The organism is Psychrobacter sp. UBA6739 (assembly GCF_002453835.1).
Taxonomy (GTDB): domain Bacteria; phylum Pseudomonadota; class Gammaproteobacteria; order Pseudomonadales; family Moraxellaceae; genus Psychrobacter; species Psychrobacter immobilis_A.
The window spans coordinates 28,369-47,982 of record NZ_DKHR01000043.1 but is presented as its reverse complement, the minus strand read 5'-3'; the positions used below and the strand labels follow the sequence as shown (position 1 = coordinate 47,982).

Sequence of the window (19,614 nt, the reverse complement as noted above, 5' to 3'; positions counted from 1 at the left end):
ATATGCTGAAAAAACTACTGGTACTACTTATGATGCCATCTCTTAGCTGGGGTGCGGCATGTGTTGTACCGTCTGAAAGACTTGGGTTTCTTGGTATATGGCCTACTCAAACACTTGCTGAATTTTCATCTGCTCATAAAGGGGTAAGGATAGTAAGTAATTTTGATGAGGAGAGTGGCAGCAGGGAAGGGAGTTTAGAGGCTATAGATAGACAAGGGAAATTTGATACTATTTTCAAGCCTATTACGGGGTTGGATGATTTTGCTGTCAGTCATATATCATTTAATGTTGATAAGAAAGAAATAACGTCCTTCGCAATAATGGGTGCTTCTATCACAGATAATATCAATAGAGAAAAGGATATACTAATAAGTAAGACAGGTATTCCTAGTAAGCATTGGGTAGCAGATAGTAATCAAGGCCAATATACTTATTTATGTGATGATTATGAAGTAGTTGTGCGGAAAGATGATAGCAGAGGTGAGTTGGCTTTATTATTAAGAAGCAATCTGTCAGAGATGTATAGTCCTGACTCTTCAAATATAAAAGAAAAGCATCGTTTTACAGCAAAGCAGCTCTCAACCAATAAAGTTCAGAACCGTATAGCAGCAGAAAATATTTCGTACTCAGGTTACGACTTATACGAGAACGATTCGCTATTTAGAAATAGGTTTAACGAAGTTTTTCTCAATAAGCTAAAGTTAAAAATAGATGATTTTGATATGGGCGAAGGGCTGGATGCCAGTAATGTTATTAACGGCACTTTAGCAACTTATTTTTGGCAAAAAAATAAATACTATAAAGACACTCAGCTGACTGTATTCATAGCCTATGAGAGCTATAACAATCACATGCTAGTGGTTACTAAAGACTCAGATAATAATGTCAAAGTCTATGGTGATAAAGATAGTTCTTTGATTACCGCTATCATTAAATCACCAAGCTTCCCGTTAGAGATAGCATCAAAAATATATAACTAACAGCAACTATTTTCGAAGACGCTTCAGGAATGGGGCGTTTTTTGTGGCTGGCAGGCGCTATGCCTAGTGAGACTACTAACTAATAACTATTAAAGACGAGAATATACTTTTTATAGAGGTATATAGAAAAAAGACTCACAAATAAACTATGAGTCTTTTAGAGTTCAGTAATACTTATTTGCCTGTATAGCTGCCGTCAGGTTGTAGTTGACAAGAACTACCGCCTACATAACTACCATCTGGACATATGGTCGTTCTATTAGAGTTTGAATTACCACTTCCAACGTAAGAACCGTTTGGTGCTAAGATAGCGCGACTGCCACCAACATAAGAGCCATTTGGCGCTAAGGTGGCATTTCTTCCTCCTACGTATTGACCATTAGGTGCCATAGTGCAACTATTTCCTGATACATAGCTACCATCTGGACAAATAGCAGATAATGCAGGGCTACTTAGCAGTAATGCGAACACTAAAGTTGATACGTTTTTGAAGTTCATAGATATAGTCTTTAAAGTATTATGATTTGTTAATGATTTTAACAATTAGGAAAGTAATAAGCAAGGTTGTTAGAAGCCATAAGAACAAACCCCGATATCACTCATGCCACCTAAGAATTTTGTAAAACTGACGAAACCCTGCTGAGCGTTTACTATTATAGCCTAGCAGGGTTTTTTCTGCTAAATAGCACTAGGCGCATATCACTCTATTCTATGAATACTGATAATGCGATACCCTAAAAAAGGACAGAATAGTCACCTGATAAGTAAGGAAAAATTAATATGTATTCATATTCCTCATAAAAAATATAACGATTCATATGCTTTAAATATTGCCTTTGTGATCTACCAGCAATAGCGCTAATCTTTTTAAACTTGGATTGGTAAACCTTTAGAAGGTTTCAGTCAATCGTCATTACTATCAACTCAAAATATCGCATAACCTAGAAAAACAATTACTAGGCAGTCTACTATACTTGTCTTAATGATAATAAATAATAAGCGAATGAATATGACAGCGACTTTGAGTGATGAGTATGAACCTCTTGCTGAAACAATAGCTCACGCCTGCGCCATTACTTTTCAAGGTAATGCCAGCAATAACCTCCAACAAGACGCATTTTTCTTTTTAGACCATTGGTATCAAGAGGATTTAGGGGTGATGGCAGTGACATCAGTACAAGCGCCATTTTGTCTTGCCGTATCGGATGGCGTTGCCAGCTCTAACCAGTCACAGCACTGCTCAAAGGCAGTGGTCAAAGCAATTAAAAAGCTATGGGATAGCAATCAAGAGAGTACTAGTGCTATCACCTCAGATCATATCTATACGCAACTGAGTCAAACCAAACACCCAAAAAAACGTTATGGTGCCGCAGCAACTCTCGCGATGATCACCGGCACGCTAAACGATGATAAGTCGATAAATATAGATATAACTCATGTCGGCGATAGCCGTGTATATTTGCTTGGCAAAGATATGAATGAATGGCAGTGCTTAACTCGTGATCATAATTTGCTAAACGAGCTGGTAGATGAGCAAGCGAAAGATGAAGATCGCCAAGTAGAGTTTACGGAGTACAATCGCACAGGTATGGCAGGCAGCTTATATAGCATTACTGAATGCTTTGCGCTAGCAGTAGATAGTGATGATCCGAGCAGCGAGCCACCTAAAAGTATAAGGCAAAACATCACGGTACAATCAGGCAATAGTCTCGTCATCTGTAGCGATGGTATTCATGATTTAGTACCCAGTAGTGAATGGGCTCTTATTAAGAGCCAAACAGATTTGCAGGGTTGGCTACAGATGCTTTGGCATCAAGTGTATGACTCAGATGGCAATGCTTATGACAATGGTACTGCGATTGTGGTACGGTTTGATTAACCTTTTTACGATAGTTCACTTTTAAAATGACAGTTTGATAGATTCGATAGCCTATAGAGCAGCCAACATGCCTACACACCCAATCGCAACCTACAACAAATCCACCCGTTTGTTTGCGCTCTATCAGCGCTTGCCACGTCATAAAGACAAGGCAATATCACTCACAGAGCTAATGAACGTTTATGGTGATAACCTTGACCATTACGCAAACGAGCGTAAAAATTTAGAAAACGACCTAACAAGTCTCAATCAAATATTCAATGACGTCTTTCACAGTGACGCTTTAATGCGTCTGCCAGCTTGGGGACAGAATATCAGCGGACAAACGGCACGGTTTTATATTGAGCCAAGTTTTAGTATCGATGTCATTAATGAGCAAACGGTATTTTTTTGGCAGATGCTCGCTAACTATACGGCGAACTACTTGCCAGCACCTTTTAAACAAAGCATTAGTGAAAAGTTGACCCAATTAGGTCGCCAAGATAGACACAGCTTCAATCAAAGCAAGCTAGGACAGTGGCAAGATTATCTTATTACCCTGTCTAGTATCGTACAAGCACCAAAGCTTGATAGCGGCGTGCTGACTAGCATCCATCAGGCACTATTACACAACAAGCAGCTTCAAATCAGCTATCAAAACAAATGGCGTAACAATCCTACCGTCAGAGTGATCTACCCTAGAGGACTTATTTTTATCGACAACATGATCTATCTTACTGGGTTTAATCCAACGAATGATCATATCGATGATAATGTCTTATTAATGGCACATCGTAATTTTGCGGTTAATCGTATTGAAGCAGCTGAAGTAACAGAGCAGTCGGTACCGGACTGGGTAGAGCGCAATGCTTTCACTCTTGAGAATCTACGTAAGCTAGGAAAGCTTGAGTTGAATAATGGTTTAAAAATCGGACTGGTTCTAAAGGTGCAAAAATATGCCTGCCAGCATCTCTATGAGCGGCCGTTATCATCTACTCAAACGATTACGGTTATCGATGACACTTGGAACGAGGTGCGTGCAACAGTTGCCAATACGCAGCGCTTGCAAGATTGGCTGGTCAGTATGTCGCAGTTAGCAGTAGTGATTGAACCGGTAGAGTTAAAAGCGGCTATTTTAGAGCGCTTAGAAAGCGGGATAAAATTATATACAAAATAGTTGTTCAAGAATTTTGCTAAAGTACTAAAAGACAAATACATTTTTTAAATGTCATCAAGGAGCTAGAATGACCACACCTAACTTATTTAAATTTGCCACCTCTGAGTTATCACAAGACGCTTTTATCTGTTGGCTTCTGTCGTGGGCAGACCAAGACTATCAGACAGGAAGCGATAAACATAAAGCGCTCAATAAGATAGCAACCAGTGTATTGGCGTTATTCTTCGATAAAGCGAACAAATCACTACCGAGCCATATTGATGAAATAGTAGTGAAGCGTCAAGTGAATAACATTGATGTCCTTTGTATTATTAACGACACTTACTGCGTATTAATTGAAGATAAAGTAGGTAGTATTCAGCATTCTAATCAGTTGGTTCGATACAAGCAGTTTATGATTAATGATCATAAAGTTACTTTCGCAGAAGACAAAATCATTCCTATTTATTTACAAACGCATGATCAAAGCAATTATAAGGCTGTGTTAAAAGACGGCTTTTATCCAGTAACTAGACGAGATTTATTAGACCTCTTTAATAGTGAACAAAATGCGGCACTGCAAGAGAGTGATATATATGGCGATTATCTTAACCATCTGCAGTCTATTGAAGAAGCAGTGCAAAGCTTTAAATCAAAACCTGTTAACAAGTGGAAAAAACGGGCTTGGATTGGCTTTTTTCAACATTTACAGTCTTACCTAGGAGAAGGTAACTGGGGTTATGTCGCTAATCCTTCGGGCGGCTTTATGGGCTTTTGGGGTTTGGGTCATAGAGTAGAAAATAATATAGATATTTACTTGCAAATCGAGCAAAAGAAAATCTGCTTTAAAATGTCTGTTCCTAATAAGGAAGGACGAAGTAAGATTAGGGATGAGTTATATAAACTATTTAAGACAGAAGCTTCTGAGTTTGATTTAAAAGTTACTAAGCCGAAGCGCTTTGGTTCAGGTAGACATATGACCTTTGCTGTATTAGACACAGATGTCTTTGAGAATGAAAATTCAATAGATCTGCAACAGGTTAATAGGCTTATGGATGAGGTGCAAAAATTCATTGATCATACGGTAAGCCAGTATAAAAATAAAAACGGGTGATAGTTGTAGTGTCATAACATTTAAAGTAATAAAAGGTCTAAAGATGAAATATCAGCTCGACAAATCGAAAATAGATGACATTCCATGTGTAGCCTTATACCGACCAAATAAAGGCCATTATTCGCCATCTGTTATCGCCTGTTTTATCATCAGTGACGGTTGGAATGAGCAGGCACTACTAGAGCTAAAAGAGAAAGCAGAGGCTGATATTTTAGTAGGCTTACAGACAGATAACAATGAGTATGAACGCTTAGGTATTGTAGAAGGCATTATTAGATGCCAGCCTAATGAAGTAAATGATGTCGTTGAACTGCTAGATGTAAGGTCCGCAAGTACTATTATCGGTATAGATGTGATAGATGTTATAAGCTTGTTTGAGGTTGGCAGTTCATTCCAGTTTGTTCAAGCGAGCTCTACAGGCGAGCATGAATTCGATATGATAAAGATAGCCACACACAAGCTGATTGATCTACTTGCAAAAGCTCATGATACTAAAGGAATATTTGTTGGCCTGCAGAGTCCGCAAAGCTTACCACTGGAATCCATGGCTTATGTAACAGAAGCTGTTGAAGAGTTGTTGTCTGGTGACGATACCTTTATATACTATAGTTCAAATAGTACTGATGAGCCTGAATTTTTTCGTTTGAATGGAATTTATGCTGAAGAAAAACAAAGCCACACGTAGTAAACGTATGGCTTTGGCTGCTACTATCAATTGGAACTAGTTCTATTTGCTAATAGAATCTCCGCGCCACATAGCATGCTCACATACTGCGCAAAACCAACTCTCTTTTGTCCGCATATAGGCGATATCAGCGGGCACTTCAATATGACAGGCGCTTCCGCAATATTCGCAGCACACATCATCTAAGCAAGCGTAGCATTGGCTTACGGTTTCAAATAACACATGCGCACTAATGCTATATTTTTGACAAAGCAGATGGACATAATCCATATAACTCATTTTATGGTTATAGGCCCAATAATCCTCACAGACCCGTTTGTCCCAAGCGTTTTGTGTCATGCTCCATTCAATGCTGATGCCCACAACGTACTCCTTTTTAATGACCTGATACCTACGATTAGCATTCCCTTTTTATAGTAATGATATCTATTGAACCAGTCACACCTATCATCATTAGCCAGCTATTGAGCAGCAAGATAGGTATATGACATAATAAAGCGTTAGTCAGCATAAAATAGTTTTTGACGGAAACTTAGTTATTGCCAACGAGTATTATTCTAGCAGAAAAGTAGTCACTGGCAAGTATTTTTTACTTACCAATAAGGATTTTATTGTGATTTCTTGTAACCTCCCTGTGCTTCTAGCAGAAAGACGACTACGGGTTGCCGATCTAGTGAGGATGACAGACATTAGTAAATCAACACTTCATAGAATTTATAATGATGAGACGACTCGTATAGAATTCGATACGCTAAGCAAATTGTGTGAAGTACTAGAGGTGACACCATGTGAGATATTAAAATACGTACCTGATAAAGACAGTAAAAATTAGGTTTTATAAATAATGTAGCTGAACGCGTACGTTCACTTTAAACTCTAAAAAATAACGATATTACTATCCGATCAGAAGTATTCATAGCTCTCATAGATAATGGTTTAGCTATTATTTGTGAGAGCTTTTTTAATGACTTTGCACTCATTTACAGCCAATATATTTTTTAATAAATATAATTAAATCATCCACTTGTATAATGTTATGTTATAACGTACTATTAATGAAACAATGATTCTTAGAGCAGTATATAGTGAAAAATAAGACCCTTCGCTCAACTCAAAAGCTGTTAATTTTGAGCTCAGAAAATCTCACCATTCACCCTGATGCAAACACTGCTTTTATGGTTTGGCAGCAGCATAGACTGCCTCTGCGTCGACCACAGCTGGCAGGCTTAGATGACTATTATCGACCAGTATTACGGTTATGTGTGCTTGATAAAGACAATTATCAGTTCTTCAATAACTTTGCACGAATCGATGAGGTAATGAGGTTTGAAAATAGCTGGCGTCAGCCTTGTCTGATTGCGCTTGAAAGTCGTCATGATATTAAGCGGCTGGCGTGGTGCGAGGTTCTCAATCTATCTAGATTTGCTGGCGTGAACCATCCAGCCTTATTTCAAGCCATATATCAAAGTGCGCCAAAGCAGCTTGTGTGTGAGCTGATGGGCGTGCATCGATTAACTGTTAGCAATTACTGTCAGTTTGCAGGTATCAGTCAAAGCAGCTATGAGTATCAACAGTGCAAGGCAGCATGTGATAAGACTTTATTAGGTTTGCCTAAAAATATGAACTGGATGGGTGGTGTACATGGCTGATACTAAAGCATTTGTTGACGTGACTGATAGGCGAGTATTGGACAAGCTCATTCCTGCAGGCTCGCCGCATTACTCGCAAATACGCGAGCTTGTGGTTCATATCATAAGCTTAGTGCCAGATGATAGCCTTGATCTCCATTACTCCACATTATGCAATACCACTGGCTTTGAGAGTATTGACTGCGCTGAGGTGATTAAACAGGTTATTGGGAAGGGTAAAACTGGAGAGTGGGCAGTCACATATATGCTGATCGTTTTTTATCAGGTATATGGCAAGGTTGATAGCAGCAGTGATGCATGGCGGTTTATGAGCGGCTACCTTAAAGTGATGTTTATGATCACGGCTCGCCATGATAAGCATTTTGCTAAAATAGATAAATTGGGCGTTCGTATTCGCATGGGGTTTAGATCAGGTGACCCGCAACATAAGATCGTTGATCAATTGATTCATATTCATGCAAAGTATGATGGTTTATCTGAGTGTTTACAGTATATAAGAAAGTATGAAGCTGTTATCAAACAAGGTGAGGCCACAGGCACAATCACTAATCAGTATCTCGCCAGTAAAATTGGTCAAATAAGGCTGGCTTATGAGGTGGTGATTAACAATAAAGCTTTTGTCGGTAAAACTTATGATGAGAGTGCAAAACGGTTAAAGAAGGCTCAAAGGGTCATTAACACAACAGCGCTTATTGATGGCGAGCCCTTACAAAAAAAATTGTTTGGTACGAAACAATCAAAAAAGTACAGTAACGTGGCAATCGCTGAAAACATCGCTGATGATAACCAGCCGCCATTGTTAGATAATAATTTTAAGCCTATCGCTCAAATCGCTAAATCCTCTGAGCTGCAGCAATGGCGATTAAAAAATAACCATCAGCATGCCAGCCGTAATCAATTCCATTTCTCAACCAATCATCGCCAGCTGAGTATCACTGGCTACCAGATGCTGTTTGCGATGCTATGGCAGCACTTCACTAGCGAACACACAGAAGATAGGACGGGTCATGCCGTACTGCTGCTCTCACTACTGAGTGGTCTTAGTATTGATAGCGTGATTACTGATTGGCAAAATAGTCGCAGTCAGCGTCAGTATTTTATTTATGACCGTATCCAAAAGACCAGCTGTATTGCCATCATGGTCGATGTGACTACCAATACGCGAAGTCATTTGCTTGCCCACAGGCAAAGCTATGGTAGCGTATTCAAGCGAGCACTACCTGATGCCTTGCAGGTAATGCTAGAGAATAAAGTTACCATTTCACTTGATGATGTCAAACTAGCCATCACTGAGGTTAAGAGTCAGCTTAACCTGCCAGCCTTAAGTGCTCAATATATCGAGTCTGGATTATTTGTATTGATTAAAAATGGACTTAATCAGCCTCTGTATGCAGATTTGATCACAGGCGTCGATGTGCGCCACAGCTCACCGCTATACTACACCAGTATCGAAACTGCTGATCTAGAGCAAACCTATATACAAGCAGTAGAGCTGATAACTGAGTACTGTGATGACGAACAAAAAGCGCTGTTAATAGATGAGTGCAGTGTGCCCATGAATGGTCATAAAAGCCATATTGGTAGCGATATGGCGCTTGAAACGATAACGTGCGAGCAGTTTTTTAATCAGTTGGCTAGGAGTGCTGAGAGCTACAATGGGCGACTTAATCACAGTATTGACCGCTATATTGCGCAGTTTAATAGCTACAGCACCTGGCTGTGGCACATCATTATGATTCAAACGGGTATCCGCCCAGTCAAGCACTCACCAGGCTTGCTACACCAGTTTGATCTTAAACGTCGCATGTTATGGGTGTCTGATAAAGAAGAGCGCAATACTCAGTCTGACGGTAGGCTCATTCCTCTCAGCAAGTTTTTGATAACGGCTATACAAAACTACCTTACTCATATTAAGCAGTTTGCCGCCATTTATAATCCTCTATGTCCAGAGACGGTATATCCTATCAATGATATTTTGCAATCAGAACAACCCCTTATGCAAATTTACCAAAAGAACCCAAAAGGTTTTATCGGTATCACGCCAAGCCGCGTCCGCTACCAGTTACAAGACTTTTTTAGTCATCAGGATAATTGGCTGCGGCATCAGCTCAGATCCATGCTTACAGGGCGTGTACCTGACTATCTGATTTGTGCGCTTTACGGTCATGAACATCCGGATCAAGAGTTCATGCACCCCATGTCATCTGCATTTATCAATCAATTGCATCAACTTAGTCCTCATTTAGATGCGGTTGCTGATGAGCTTTGTTTAAAACAAATTGAGGTTCGCGTATATGGATAACATCAATGCTCATAAATTGCGGCAGCTAAATAGGGATGACGCTAAAAAAAGCATCAAACGCGCGGCTAAAGCGCTGATTGCGGACTACGTTGATCAAAACCCCATGCAGACGCCCTGTGAATTGCAGCATCATTACGAAGCGATTAACGAGCTGTTAGAAAACAAGTTTGATACTGCTCAAAACTTTCAATTGGCACGGCGCGGATTTTTAGAGTTCATTCGTGATTATAATAAAGATTACCAGATATACCTCAATGAGCCTGTAGTGCCGATACTAGCGACTCGTGAGCGGTTAACTATTAACTATGACTGGTTTGTGAGTGGTCGCACGGTGGCAGACAGCAGTGCAACCATGATAAATATCTGGAAGCGCAAACGGCGCTTCTCAGTTAACGATTTAGTCGAAGGACTGCTTTATTGCAGTATCATGTATGGCGGTATCAATGAGATTGACGTATTAGGAGCGCTGTACAATTGGCTGTTTGGTGAACGGTTTATTTACCAGATTGACATGCCAAAAAATAATGAAGAGAGTCGCGCAGAACAGTTAGCTTTAATACCCCTTAGCGTGCCTGATGGTAACTATGGCTGCGCAATTGATGATAGCAATAGCTTGCAACGTTTTATTGACTATTTACCCGATGATATGAGTCTGTGTTTTTTATATGCCATGAAAGACAAGGATTTGAGCAAAGCAAAAATAAAGCCATTTAACACCATTATAAGTGATATCTCAAAAAGGCTTAAACTCACCAACAAAGACATCGCTCGACCGCAACACTCGATGCTTATAAAATACGCTAACTATCACTGGCGACAAATGGAAGGTAGTTTGATAGATGGTGCGCTTTCCGTGGTTAAACAGGGTGATATTAAAACTACAGGTTTGCCGACTGATAAGCTCATTAGTTATAACAGAGAAATCATCAACCCAAACTCTAAGCCGCTTACGTGGTCTGAGCTGTTTGATAGCAGTTACCAGACATCAGAAATGGTACAAGGAAAAAAGGATACTATAAATTACCCTAGCTTTAGTAAAAATCTGATCAAAGAGCTGCAGGATACGCTTAAATTAGCCAGAAATACTGCTGTCTCTACCATCGAAACACTAAAAACAGATGCTAGCCAGCCCAATGCCCAGCGTTTGCTTGGCTGGACGCTATCGCTGCTTGATGATAAAAGTATTCGGCTCAATACGGTCAGTAAATATATCGGCTGCATCGGTCGTGACTGGCTGATGCTGACGATAGATGAGGACATTGATCAGTGGGAGAGCGATGACTTTGAAGAAGTGTATGAGCAGATCATTCAAAGTAAGGTTAAAGACGGTCGTAAGACGTCTGTACTGAGCAAGTCATCAGAGTTTGATGATGATATTTCTAGTGGTATAGATAATGATAATAATAATGCTGGTCAATTGCTATCTGATCTTAACCGTTTAAAAGACAGCCAGAAATTTACTTACGGCCGCTTGAAAGCATTTCATGATTATCAGCGTCTGCATTTTAATGCTCCTTACGTATATTTTCCATGGGGCAATAATAGGCAAGTGGTTAAAGCTAAAATGATATCGCCTCGTGTATATTGTACGATGAAAGACTATATCCAATCATCAACTTTGGAAGTTGATCAAAAGCGACTTTGTTTGGTTGTTTTAGCGCTTGCTTATCGGACAGGTATGCGAATTAACGAGATCATTGGTATTAAGGTCGGTGATATTGCCGATATAAGCAGTATCAATGGTTATTTCATTGAGTACCCTAAAATCATCCTCAGACCCAACCGTTATCGCAGACTTAAAAGTAGCAGCGCTAAACGGGTGATACCGATAGACAGTCTACTGAAAGCGGATGAGCTAAAGCAATTTATTGCGCATTATAATCAGCAGCACAGGTTAAAGCGACTCTACTTATTCTCACAAGGCTCAGGTGATCAGCCATTGCCGCCAGTATTCTTTAATAATATGATGAAAATAATATGGGATCGCTTATTAGGTAATCATGACTTTACTTTTCATAGCTTTCGGCATACCGCAATTAGCCAACTGACACTGGTGTTAAGCGGATCGCCACTGGCTCAGGTGATGACGGATTATGATAAAGATCATAGCGACGTCATCGTTAGTGCCGTGCTTGCTAATAATAAAGAGAAGGGGATGTGGTTTGGGCTGGCTAGTCTTTCTGGGCATCTAACGCCAGATACTACGTTTGAATATTATATCCATACCGCTCATTTACTGGCTAGCTGGCAAATGAGTCAAACCAAACTTTTTATGCCTATAACCGTATTTGAGATGGTGACAAGTATTGGCTACCAGACGGTAAATAGGCAAGACGGTAGGGCTTATAGTCCTAGCACTAAACAGGTTCATCTTGATAAGATACGTGGCTATTTAATTGGCAAAGTTGCAAGCAAAGAGTCTCTATTTTCTTATAATAACCCATCAGCTGATACAGCTTGGCAGCAAAACACACAAAATGACGCAGCAGATAATCAGCCATCTATATTTATTCATCCTAAAATTTATGATGTGATTGGACTGTTGGAGGAGCTTCAAAAAATAAGCGTTGATAAACGAGAAGGGCGGATAGCAGATGTCGCACTACGGCATGGCATTGCTGTCAATGAAGCTAAAAAAATTTACGATAAAGCTTGTCAGGTTTTTACCGATAATAGGTTGCTTTTAAGTGCGCCGACTGGACATAAAAATCAAGAGGTTCTAGTTAAAGCGCTTGATCGAGCATATCAGATGTCTATTGATCACCCTACTAGACTAAAATCGTTTGCGGATATATTTGCAGATAAACACAATTTAAATACTTCATCAATTCATTTTGGGATTAAAGACAACCAGCTTGAGATGCTACAAAATTTTATGGCAGTAGGTTGTCAGCTAATTGATGCCAGTCATTGGCATATTAGGGCGCATAGTGAGCAGGCAGTGCGTGATGTTAAGAAGAAGCTAGGTCTAGCTGGTGCGATACGCATTGGTGCGCGTGAGAATTTCCATGGTTATGAATTACGACTAGTACAGAAAAAACGTAAGCGGTCTGATAAGAACTTGGCTATGACAGATGATTATTACAGCTCGTCAGGGGTTTTGAAGTATTTGGGGTGCTTGTTGTATGTATTAGCTAAAGTTAATGATAATTAATAAAATACTTATTTCACCTTAGGCAATAAGAATAAGAAGCCACTGGCTACGTGGGTCAGTGGCAATACAGGCAAAAAAGGCATGCTCTTATGTATATGGGCTGATAGATATTGAGCTATATCCATAAATTAGGCTGGGCTTTTTGGAGTCAAGGTCACTTGTAGCCCCATACCATCAATAATCTTTAGCATGGTATCAAAGCGTGGCTTTTCGGACTGCAAAGTCTTATAAAGACTCTCGCGCCTTATTCCCGTCTTTAGTGCTAGCTCATTCATGCCCTTTGCGCGTGCCACATCATTTAGTGCCTCAATAAAGTCACTAGGTACGCCATCGATTAACGCTTCGTTTAAGTAAGTATTAATAAGGGTTTCGTCAGTCAGGTACTCCGCCACATCAAATCGGCTGATTTTACTATCGGTCATGAGGGTACTCCTTTGTTTCATTCTTTACTTGTTGCCATAAAGTGTAAGCTTTATCAATGTCGCTTTGCTGGCTGTCTTTGCTGCCTCCTAATAGTAAGAGATAAACAGTATCGCCTTGCTTGGCATAATAGACACCGTAACCATTGCCTTTAAATATCCGCATTTCATAAATACCAGCTGTATTGGTAGGATCTTATGATCACCAAAATTACCGCTTTGTGCTCGCTTGATACGTGCCAATATGCCAATATGCCAACTTTGCCTAATGGGTCTTTGAGTTTGTGCAACCAGCGCCTAAAGTGCTGAGTTTGGTTAATATCAATCATATAGGTAAATTATTAGAAAGCTAATAACTCATTGTAAACTTTCGGATAATAGATAACAAGTTATGATTGTATGTGGCACATATAGAAAGTTAGTCACAATAAAAAAGGCAGACCCTACATACCTGCCCATACAGTTTTATATCTAAGAAAAGCTGCTTAAAATGCTTAAAATGCTTAAATTGGCTATAACACATGATAGGCAAGGGATTAGCTTAAGGTAGGTGTTTGCTTAACATTACTTAAGTTGCTTAATCTCGTCTTAAATTAGCTTGTTTTACACTGAGTTTAAGCAGCTTAAGCAAGCTTAAGATTTGGCAGTCCTCACAGAAAATCCCTAGCGGTATGGGCTAGGGGTAGTTTAAGCAATTTAAGCAGGATTTATTAAGCATTAATATTAATCGTATAACTTTGGATTAATAAATATCACTTTACTTCGTCCTTCCATTTCTTGTCTAATATGTTTAGAAGACTCTAATTTGTCCAACTCAATCTGTAATAACTTAGTGTTCTTACGCATGGGGTTTGGAGAATTATTAGCAATATAAGTTCTATTGAGTTTATGCGACTTCTTATCACGGGCTTTATCCACTAGCCAGCCGCTTAGCTTCTCACTGTCGTTCTGCTCACATGTAGGCGTGGCATTAAGGTAGCGTAAGCGCTCGCTTGTGGAGTATTCCACAAGCATAAAAGCACGGGTTATGTCATTTGCAGTAATAGTTTGACGTTTCTCAAAAAATGCAATTAATGAGGCTATACGGCTGGCATTTTCTGCCATACGTGACGCATACGCTTTTAAGTATGCCAATGCCTGCCCGTTGGCTTGTCGGTTCTCTATATCTTGAGCAAGGTTATTAAAGACTTGTCTTGCATGGGTGTCTTCCCATTTTATTTTTAGACGCTGGAATGTACCTTGCGCGTCTTTTGGTTCATTAGCTGGTAATGGGTCAAGTAAGGCATCACAGCGTGCCCAGTATTCTAATAAATCAGGGTTGTCATACGGATTGTCCTCATTGCGCTGCTCATCATTCAATACTCTTTTTCCGCGTATGTCCTCAGGGCAAGCGATAAGCGCTCGTGCTAAGAAACCTTGTCCATTCATCAATGGGTCCGTTAATGCTGGTTCTAATATTACGCGCTGACCTTGAAGCATTAGTGTCATACGAACATCATAAGCATCTGTACGCGGTGTGGCATGGGCTGATTTTTGTGAGCGCTGTCTTGCTACTCTCCCGCTGCTATATAGCTTCGTAATAGCGCTTAGTGCATTTCCTGCAGTATCACCTTTCATAGTGTGACCATTAAAAAATTGTCCTGCTTCATCGGTTGCCCATGAAACGTTACTAATCTCACCATCGATAAGTTTATCTAGAATAGGTTCAATCGTTGCATCATCAAAAACGGTTTTGGGATTGGTAGGCTTTGGCGTATTGCTTAAATACTCTTTTAATTCAGCACCTTTTAATCCTATCTTATCACTTTCCCAGACCTCTAGATCTTGCAAATAGCTCTCATATTGTTGCCGCTCATGCGTCTCTATTTCATAGTGAGTTAAGCTCATTGCTTTTGTTTTACCGCTACCGCTTTCACCCTCTGTGATTAGAATAAGACTGGCTGGCATGTACCCATGTCCCATTGGCGCATCAATGAAGCGTTGCCCTATGTCTGCCAATGCGCCTAAAACATCGTGACCAGCCATTGCAATCGGTACTTGTGCATAATATGCCACGGCTTCAATGACGCGCCTTAATAAGCCTGTAAATGCTTCGATAGGGTAGAGTGTAGGGGTGCTGGGGTCGTTTGCTAGTGGTTCAGGATCAGGCCATTGCACGTTTTTTATGCTATCATTACTATGATCATTAAATTGACAGTCGCACGTAAATTTATTTTGGTCAGTAACGCTCATGCTACCAACATGAGCGTTTTTATTTTTTGGACTAATCATCGGTATTCTCCTGTAGATTATGAACAGGATTACTATGGCTTTCTAGCCATTTTAGAACCTCAGAGTTACTCCATGCTACTATAGTTGGCGACAATCTAATACTAGCAGGGAATCTACCGTCTCGTGACCACTCATGAAGCGTAGTGCGTCCAAATGGCAAAAGTGGCAGGATGTCTTTAGCGCGTGACATGCCTTGAAGTGGCAATAGTTTTGCTAAATTTTTGTTCTTATGGGTTTTAGTGGGGGTGTCAGATTCTAACATTCTATGTCTCCATATGAGCCGTGACGGGGTGTCTCGGTATGGGTAGAATAGGATAGGAATTACATATAGTCATTGCAATTTGCGATTTGCCAGTCGCAAATTGCGAAAGTTAGTCTGCATTACGTTTATTAGCTTCTGCAAAAAGTTTTTCAATATTGCTTTGTCCGAGCTTTGGAATCTCCCTATAAACGATGTAATCAATTATTTTAGTTTGATTAGAAAAATCGAATTTATTCTTTTCCTCAGTAGAAAGGGCTTTGAACTCCTTGTCTAACTTAAATATTAGATCCTTAAGTGTGAATATAAGGACAAAGACGCTGCTCTTAAAGTCATCTAAATCTTCAGTAGATCCTTTAAGTTGAGCAGCTTGCAACTCTTGTTTTAGCTTCTCAATCTCTTTATTTTTTTGGCTAATTACTCTATTGGCATTTAATAACTTATCTCTCAACGTTGGTAACTCATAACTAGTATCAATAACTGTAATAATGTACTGTAAATCACTTTTTAAGAAAATTAGCTCATAATCTTCTTCTTTAGTGGGAGATAGGGTATAGCCTTTAATTTTCTCAATTTCATTAAAATGCTCTTGATCAATGAAATCAGCTTCAATGATTTCAGGCATAAACATTTTTGGTCCCAAACTGACTTCAATGTCACCTCCCAAATATGTGACACTTAAAGGTAGCAATCTGAAAATTCCTTCAGCTAATATAGATACTCCGAGAGTGTTTTTAGCTCGCTTAGCATTTAAACAAAATAAAAGTTTTTCGATAAAGTATTTTGTGTTTTTCAGACTTGTACTTGAATCATAGTCATAAGGATGGATTGTTTCTCCAATTTCTAGATTGCACATTTGTGTGTTGATAGTGTGATATAAACCATCAGTTATTTTTTTTAAGCTTTTTTCTGGAACATCTTCTGTTTCTGTCACAATATCGACTGGTCCGTTAAATCTTATATACGGTGTTAAACGATCAGTGTGGATTAAACGTACAATGCTTTCGTCTTTACTATAAGAGCGGTCTTCTGTTTTGAGAAGTAACTCCCTTACTTCGTCTAGTGTATAAAATAACTCTTTATTGTAATTCATATTTTTACCTATATTTTTCATTCTAAAGACCTAGGATTTTATTGTGCATATAAATATTGCACCCTTTATTTTAAAGAGCTTACATAATCCGCCCATTCACTCATCATATCCCTACGATAATCTAAATGCTGAGCGCCGTTATAGGCTTTACTGATTTTATTTTCTTGCTCATGTGCTAGCTGTAATTCTATAGCTTCATGCATAAACCCTTGCTCATGTAGGGTGGTACTAGCTAGCCCCCGAAAACCATGTCCAGTCATTTTATATTTATAGCCCATTTGATATAGAGCATTAATAAAAGCATTTTGGCTGTAAGGTTTGCGAGTTGAAGGGTTGTAGAATACATACTGCTCTGAAAAATTTAGCTCTTTAATTTGTTGTAATATATCTATAACCTGAGGTGCAAGAGGCACAATGTGAGGTCTATCCATCTTCATTTTGTCTGCAGGTATACGCCAAATTTTATCCTTCCAGTCGATTTCTGACCATTCCATAAATCTGATCTCATTAGTTCGTACAAAGGTATAGCATAAGAACCATAAGCCTAATTTAACCGTGATGTGCCCAGTATAGTCATCAATACCTCTCAAAAGTTGAGGCAACTCTTTTGAAGTAATACGACTGTGATTTTGGGTTTTATGCGGTTTAATGGCTGCTGATAAATCTGCTGCAGGATTTGACGTTGCTACACCTATGCGAATAGCGTGCTTAAATATCTGTCCTACTTCTGCCATTATGCGTCGTGCCATTTCATTAGCACCACGTGCCTCGATACTTTTACCAATCGCTAAAATATTAGGTGACGTAATGTCGTCGATTAGCTTATGCCCTATAACTGGTTTAACGTCACGCATATAGGCTGAGTAGTTACGACTAAACGTACTTGAGGCTAAAAACGTCTTGCGATCCGCATACCAAGCTTGTGCAATAGTATCAAAAAGCCTCGAACCATCTTGCTCAGCGAGCTTTTCTTTTTTCTTATCCTTCGGGTTAATACCTTCACTAATTAACTGTTTTATTTCTAGGTTACGCTGGCGTGCTTGTTGTAATGTGATTAGTGGATACTTGCCCAAAGTGAGTGATTGCTGTTTACCTTGCCAGCGGTAAGCACTGACCCAGACTTTGTTTCCCGTATGTCTTACCCACAGTTGAAGGCCATCGCCATCGCTATGCTTGTCAGGGCGGCTAGGGATGCATTTTTCACTCGGGGTTAATTTATTGATAATCGTATGAGTTAATGGCATGTTGGTATATCTCCGCGTTGGTATAATCTATACCAACAAATATACCAATATTCTATATGGTTCGCCATATACCAAGGTATTCTTAAATCTTGCGAAACCCCATAAAAAAAGGCTTGCCGCATCGCTGCGAACAAGCCTGATTCAATATATGGTGGGCCCAGTAGGACTTGAACCTACGACCAAAGGATTATGAGTCCTCTGCTCTAACCAACTGAGCTATGGGCCCTAACGCTAGACGGACAATGATACCTGAATTTTTTAATTTTTCAAGTAAAAGATAGGTAGTAATCAAGATATTTTTTATGATGCTCTGCTTTTCTATCAAATATGACCACCAGACAATGTCAGGCTGCGACCACCATCAACAGTAATAATCTCAGCAGTAACATAATTGGCCTGTACGAGGTACAACACATGATGGGCAATCTCGTCAGGTCGACCTATACGCTGCATAGGAATTGAGTCAATGATATCGCGTTGCTGCATCTTTTTAAATTTTCTTAACATTGGTTTCGTACTTGCAAGTGCTCAATTCTGGCTTGTTGTAATGCCGCACCAATCGCAGGGCCTGTTAGTGCTGAGTCAATATCCTGCATACGAATGGCATGAAAGCTATTCAGCGCTAGCATCATCTGACGGTGCTGTGTTGCCAATTGCAACACGTGGCTGGTCACTAATAGCTGCGATAACTTATCAGGCTCTTTATGAGCGCCGCAAATTTGTATGAGGTCAATTTTTTCAGCCGCGCTTAAATGGCTTATTGTGCTTAGCTTTGTGGCTTGCTGAGCGAAGAGAGTCGCAAATTGAGTATGGGTTTTTGGTACCTTAGCGGCGTTGCCTATATCATTGATACCTTTTATATTGGCTACTTTATTTACGTTTTCATTTGTATGTTCTGAGGTAAATAAAAATGAATTAAGGCTACTCATTAATAGCGCCCAACGTTGTGACAAGTTCAATTTCATTTGCCCTGCGAAATATAGCGCCGTCTGTACCGTTTCACGTATCTGAGTATTAGTCCAAGCTTCATGTAATGGCGCAAAATATTCTATGAGCGCACCAATCTCAAACAGTTGTTGCCAGTATACCTGCGGCGATAGCTGCATGGTTGCACGGCTAGATTCTTGCCAAATACGCTCTGCACTTAAATGCGCAAGCTCTCCAGAGTCGACCAATTGGCGCATCAAAGTCAAAGTTTCATCAGCAATGATAAAACCTAGGTCATAATAACGGCTATAGAATCGAGCGGTTCGAAGCACTCGTAGAGGGTCTTCGCTAAATGCACCTGATACATGACGCAAAATTTTGCTTTCTATATCAGCCATGCCACCATAATAGTCAATGACGTCACCGTTGATAGGCGTATCATCAGTTAAGCTGGTGACTTCTATCGCCATGGCATTAATCGTCAAGTCTCGACGTTGTAGATC

General features: G+C 39.7%; 19 protein-coding genes and 1 tRNA gene. 9 read left to right on the top strand and 11 right to left on the bottom strand.

The window, feature by feature from the left end; genetic code table 11:
- Nucleotides 1-2: 2 nt before the first annotated feature.
- Nucleotides 3-980: a hypothetical protein gene (locus B2575_RS09785; RefSeq protein WP_296241669.1), complete on the top strand. Its 978-nt coding sequence runs from the start codon at nucleotides 3-5 to the stop codon at nucleotides 978-980.
- Between the two features lie 174 nt (nucleotides 981-1,154).
- Here the strand turns inward: B2575_RS09785 and B2575_RS09780 are convergent, their stop codons facing one another.
- Nucleotides 1,155-1,478: a hypothetical protein gene (locus B2575_RS09780; protein WP_296241667.1), complete on the bottom strand. Its 324-nt coding sequence runs from the start codon at nucleotides 1,476-1,478 to the stop codon at nucleotides 1,155-1,157.
- Nucleotides 1,479-1,989: 511 nt separating this feature from the next.
- Between B2575_RS09780 and B2575_RS09775 the strand changes: the two genes are divergently transcribed.
- From B2575_RS09775 to B2575_RS09760, 4 genes are all read left to right on the top strand, one after another.
- The gene (locus tag B2575_RS09775; protein WP_290177301.1) at nucleotides 1,990-2,859 is read left to right on the top strand and encodes a PP2C family protein-serine/threonine phosphatase; all 870 of its coding nucleotides are present in this window, start codon (nucleotides 1,990-1,992) and stop codon (nucleotides 2,857-2,859) included.
- A gap of 67 nt (nucleotides 2,860-2,926) precedes the next feature.
- Entirely contained in the window at nucleotides 2,927-4,015 is a 1,089-nt protein-coding gene (locus B2575_RS09770; protein ID WP_201539741.1) for a helix-turn-helix transcriptional regulator, read from the top strand.
- A gap of 67 nt (nucleotides 4,016-4,082) precedes the next feature.
- Nucleotides 4,083-5,108 carry a PD-(D/E)XK nuclease family protein gene (locus B2575_RS09765; RefSeq protein ID WP_296241661.1) on the top strand — a complete coding sequence of 342 codons (1,026 nt, stop codon included), beginning with the start codon at nucleotides 4,083-4,085 and terminating at the stop codon, nucleotides 5,106-5,108.
- Nucleotides 5,109-5,151: 43 nt separating this feature from the next.
- Complete coding sequence (locus tag B2575_RS09760; RefSeq protein ID WP_201567131.1) at nucleotides 5,152-5,793, top strand: hypothetical protein; 642 nt, start codon at nucleotides 5,152-5,154, stop codon at nucleotides 5,791-5,793.
- A 42-nt stretch (nucleotides 5,794-5,835) separates the two neighbouring features.
- On the opposite strand, the gene B2575_RS09755 is transcribed toward B2575_RS09760, so the two are convergent.
- Nucleotides 5,836-6,156 carry a hypothetical protein gene (locus B2575_RS09755; RefSeq protein ID WP_201567129.1) on the bottom strand — a complete coding sequence of 107 codons (321 nt, stop codon included), beginning with the start codon at nucleotides 6,154-6,156 and terminating at the stop codon, nucleotides 5,836-5,838.
- Between the two features lie 250 nt (nucleotides 6,157-6,406).
- On the opposite strand from B2575_RS09755, the gene B2575_RS09750 reads away from it, so the two are divergent.
- The 4 genes from B2575_RS09750 (at nucleotide 6,407) to B2575_RS09735 (ending at nucleotide 12,898) form a co-directional block, all read left to right on the top strand.
- Nucleotides 6,407-6,625 (top strand): helix-turn-helix domain-containing protein, encoded by a 219-nt coding sequence (locus tag B2575_RS09750; protein WP_201567127.1) that lies wholly within the window; start codon nucleotides 6,407-6,409, stop codon nucleotides 6,623-6,625.
- A gap of 295 nt (nucleotides 6,626-6,920) precedes the next feature.
- On the top strand, nucleotides 6,921-7,442 hold the full coding sequence (locus B2575_RS09745) for a hypothetical protein (protein WP_201539738.1): 522 nt from the start codon (nucleotides 6,921-6,923) through the stop codon (nucleotides 7,440-7,442).
- Nucleotides 7,435-9,744 carry a hypothetical protein gene (locus B2575_RS09740; protein WP_296241657.1) on the top strand — a complete coding sequence of 770 codons (2,310 nt, stop codon included), beginning with the start codon at nucleotides 7,435-7,437 and terminating at the stop codon, nucleotides 9,742-9,744. Before B2575_RS09745 ends, B2575_RS09740 begins: the two co-directional genes overlap by 8 nt.
- On the top strand, nucleotides 9,737-12,898 hold the full coding sequence (locus tag B2575_RS09735; RefSeq protein ID WP_296241655.1) for a tyrosine-type recombinase/integrase: 3,162 nt from the start codon (nucleotides 9,737-9,739) through the stop codon (nucleotides 12,896-12,898). Before B2575_RS09740 ends, B2575_RS09735 begins: the two co-directional genes overlap by 8 nt.
- A gap of 128 nt (nucleotides 12,899-13,026) precedes the next feature.
- On the opposite strand, the gene B2575_RS09730 is transcribed toward B2575_RS09735, so the two are convergent.
- The 9 genes from B2575_RS09730 to B2575_RS09690 form a co-directional block, all read right to left on the bottom strand.
- Complete coding sequence (locus B2575_RS09730) at nucleotides 13,027-13,320, bottom strand: addiction module antidote protein (RefSeq protein ID WP_201634686.1); 294 nt, start codon at nucleotides 13,318-13,320, stop codon at nucleotides 13,027-13,029.
- Complete coding sequence (locus B2575_RS09725; RefSeq protein WP_414707430.1) at nucleotides 13,310-13,492, bottom strand: addiction module killer protein; 183 nt, start codon at nucleotides 13,490-13,492, stop codon at nucleotides 13,310-13,312. Before B2575_RS09725 ends, B2575_RS09730 begins: the two co-directional genes overlap by 11 nt.
- A gap of 548 nt (nucleotides 13,493-14,040) precedes the next feature.
- Complete coding sequence (locus B2575_RS09720) at nucleotides 14,041-15,588, bottom strand: DUF3987 domain-containing protein (RefSeq protein WP_296241650.1); 1,548 nt, start codon at nucleotides 15,586-15,588, stop codon at nucleotides 14,041-14,043.
- Nucleotides 15,581-15,850 carry a helix-turn-helix transcriptional regulator gene (locus B2575_RS09715; RefSeq protein WP_296241648.1) on the bottom strand — a complete coding sequence of 90 codons (270 nt, stop codon included), beginning with the start codon at nucleotides 15,848-15,850 and terminating at the stop codon, nucleotides 15,581-15,583. Before B2575_RS09715 ends, B2575_RS09720 begins: the two co-directional genes overlap by 8 nt.
- Before the next feature lie 109 nt (nucleotides 15,851-15,959).
- A complete protein-coding gene (locus B2575_RS09710; protein ID WP_296241647.1) occupies nucleotides 15,960-16,961 on the bottom strand; it encodes a hypothetical protein in 1,002 nt (333 codons plus the stop codon).
- A 44-nt stretch (nucleotides 16,962-17,005) separates the two neighbouring features.
- The gene (locus B2575_RS09705) at nucleotides 17,006-18,184 is read right to left on the bottom strand and encodes a tyrosine-type recombinase/integrase (protein WP_296241646.1); all 1,179 of its coding nucleotides are present in this window, start codon (nucleotides 18,182-18,184) and stop codon (nucleotides 17,006-17,008) included.
- Nucleotides 18,185-18,333: 149 nt separating this feature from the next.
- Nucleotides 18,334-18,410, bottom strand: a tRNA-Ile gene (locus tag B2575_RS09700).
- A gap of 95 nt (nucleotides 18,411-18,505) precedes the next feature.
- On the bottom strand, nucleotides 18,506-18,670 hold the full coding sequence (locus B2575_RS09695) for an SDR family oxidoreductase (RefSeq protein WP_238049618.1): 165 nt from the start codon (nucleotides 18,668-18,670) through the stop codon (nucleotides 18,506-18,508).
- Nucleotides 18,671-18,684: 14 nt separating this feature from the next.
- On the bottom strand, nucleotides 18,685-19,614 hold a 930-nt coding region (locus B2575_RS09690; protein ID WP_296241644.1), incomplete at its 5' end, for a tRNA nucleotidyltransferase.